Below are 2,836 nucleotides of genomic sequence, written 5' to 3'. Positions count from 1 at the left end.
GGGAGCGGCACCGGTGCCCCGGCGGCCGCACGCAGCCGCCGCGCGGCCAGCACCGCCCGCACGGCGAGCACCAGGAACGCCACCAGCGCCCCCAGCCCGACGACCGACACCCCGACCCGGACCGGGCTCGGCGTCGGCGCGAGGAACAGCACCAGCGACCCGTTCAGCAGCACGACCCGCGCCTCCGCCCCCCGGTTCAGCAGCGCGGACGTCTCCTTGCCGACGGCGGGCCCGCCCCCGAGCACGACCGGCAGCAGCTGCGACAGGGACCCGACGAGCACCTGCGCGGCGAACCCGACCACGAGCGCCGGCGTCAGCGCCGACACCCCCGCGGCCGCGTCCTCCCACGTCGGCGCGACGAGCACGCGCACGCCGAGCACCGCCGTGGCCCCGACCCACCACGCCACCGCGGCGGCGAGCGACAGCACCGCGAACGTCCCGGCGCGCGCCCCGCGCACCAGCCGGGCCAGCGGCACCGCGAGCAGCCCGATGCCGGCGACGAGGACCGCGGCCCCGGTCCCGGCGAGCCCGGCCACGCCCGCGAGCGCCCCGGCGGCGAGCAGCAGGACCCCGGCGACCAGGACCGGCAGGGAGCGCCGTGCGGCGCGCTCGGTCGGGTCGTCGATCCGCGTGCGCAGGACGGTCGGCCAGAGCACGACGAGCGTGCCCGCCACCGTGACGCCGATCCAGCCGAGCACCGACAGGGCGACGTGCGCGACGGCGAGCCGGCCGTGCAGCTCGGGGCCGACCGGGAACCGCGCCATGAGCACTCCGCACGCGACGCCCGGCACCAGCAGCGCGCCCGCGGCCACGTAGTACCGGGCGAGGTGGCCGAACCGGGTCGGCAGCCCGCCGCGGCCCTGCCGCGCGATCCGCACGGCCTGGTCCACGGCGGCGCCGGCCACCATCGCCCCGCCGAGGACCACGACGGGCGTCCAGCGCCCGACCACGCCGGCCACCGCCAGCAGCGACCCGGCGGTGTGCACGGCGAGCCGCACCAGCAGCGCCCGCCGCGGCGCGGCCCGGCGGATCAGGGTGTCGGCGAAGTGCTGGCTCCACACGAGGACCGCGGTGCTCGCCGCGCCGAGCAGCAGCAGGTGCACCATCAACCAGCCGGACGCGGGCGCCCACCGGTGGGCGAGCGCGACCGCGGCGGCCGCGACGCCCCAGCCGAGCACCAGGACGTGCGCCCGCAGGTGCCAGTCGGCGCGCCTCACGACGCCCCGCCCGGTGACCCGGGGCGGACGCCGAGGGTGATCGGCGACCCGGCCGACGACCCGACCCGCGGCCCGGCCGGCACCGCGTCGACCCGCGCCCCGGCGGACGCGGGCGCTCCCGCGGCGGCGCCCGGACGTCGCGCCGGACCCAGCGCGACGCTCGCGGCCGCGACCGCCAGGAAGGACAGCAGCGCCACCACGTTCCCGACCCCGCCGGCCCGGACCGCCCACGTCTGCCCGTGCGCGTCCCCCACCAGCAGGCGCAGCGCCAGCGTGGCGTGCAGCAGCACCAGCGGGGCGTACATCACCGGCCGGTACGGCAGCGGCCGGCGCAGCACGGCGGGCAGCACGACCGGGGCGTGCGCCATGAGCATCGACACCACGAACCCGAGGAACACCGCGTGCAGCACGGCGTCGTACGCCGGGCCGCCGAGCACCCGGCCTGCGGCGAGCCAGATCGCGCCCGCGACCGCCAGCCACGCGTACCCGCCGAGCATCGCCGCCGCCATGAACCGCGGCAGCCCCGTCCCCCGCACCGTGCGCCGGGCGACGTCGTGCCGCACCAGCACCGCGACCAGGACGAGGAGCACGCCGCCCAGCGCGACGTGCGCGGGCCCGGGCCAGAGCAGCCCGGCGACCGCGGCGACCCACCAGGCGACCGCGCACGCCAGCACCGCGTCCTCCGCGGTCCGCGGCAGCCCGCCGACCCGGCCGAGCTCGAGCCGCTCGCCGGCGACGGTCAGGACCAGGAACCCCGCGAGCGCCGGCGCCAGGTACGGCACCGCGACCCCGCGCGCCCACAGCCCCGCGGCCACGACGGCCAGGCCGGCGCCGAGCGCCTGGACCGCCAGGGCCGTGGACGGCTGCCGCCGCCAGACGACGGCGTAGATCGCGCACAGCCCGGCGGTCCCCGCGACCAGCGCCAGACCGCCGGCGACCAGCGGCGCCGGGCTGAGCAGCAGCAGGGCGCCCGCGGCGAGGCAGGCCGGCGCGAGCAGGGCCCGACGGCCGCCGACGGCCACCGCCCGCTCCAGCGCCACGACCGTGCCGACGAACCCGAGCACCATCAGCGGCCCGTGCACCTGCTCCAGCCGGGCGGACCGCACCGGCGCGGACAGGCCGAGCAGCAGCAGGGCGCCGTCGAGACCCGCGAGCACCGCCACCCCGGCGGGCACGAGCACCGTGAGCCGGAGCCCGACGCGCGGTGGCTCACGCACGGGATCGACCTGCCTCGGACGGAGGTATCGGTGCGGGCCCGGCCCCCGCCGCGGCCACGGCCTCCGCTCCCGCCACGGCCCCCGCGAGGCGCAGCACGCAGTACCCCGGCCCCGCGAACGGCACGATCCCCGCCGCGGACACCGGCCCGCCGACCCGCGCGAGCACGCCGCGGGCCAGCCCCAGGTGCACGCCGCACACCACCTCGGCGCGCTCGTGCGCCAGGTCGAGCACGGGGCAGCGCCGCAGCCGGACCTCGCTCCCGCGGATCTCGGGGTCGAAGCCCAGGCGGGCGAAGTGCTCGCGCAGCGCGGCGACCTGCCGGTCCCGGGCGGCGTCCGCGTCCGCCCCGGCAGCCCCGTCCGCGGCGTCCGCCCTCGCCCCGTCGCCGGCCCCACGAGCCC

At 80.2% G+C, this 2,836-nt stretch carries 1 protein-coding gene and 2 pseudogenes; all 3 read right to left on the bottom strand.

Features of this window, described 5'->3' with window-relative positions; genetic code table 11:
• Window positions 1-1,217 (bottom strand): annotated as a pseudogene (locus FA014_RS18985) (multicopper oxidase domain-containing protein); the annotation flags it as partial.
• Window positions 1,214-2,434, bottom strand: coding sequence for a hypothetical protein (locus FA014_RS18980; protein ID WP_154731169.1), 1,221 nt, complete (start codon window positions 2,432-2,434; stop codon window positions 1,214-1,216). The pseudogene FA014_RS18985 and the gene FA014_RS18980, both read right to left, overlap by 4 nt.
• Window positions 2,427-2,836 (bottom strand): annotated as a pseudogene (locus tag FA014_RS20335) (helix-turn-helix transcriptional regulator); the annotation flags it as partial. The pseudogene FA014_RS20335 and the gene FA014_RS18980, both read right to left, overlap by 8 nt.

The organism is Cellulomonas hominis, from assembly GCF_005239125.1.
In the GTDB taxonomy this organism is placed as follows: domain Bacteria; phylum Actinomycetota; class Actinomycetes; order Actinomycetales; family Cellulomonadaceae; genus Cellulomonas; species Cellulomonas hominis_A.
The sequence above is the reverse complement of the archived record's forward strand: the minus strand, read 5'-3'. Positions and strand labels throughout refer to the sequence as shown.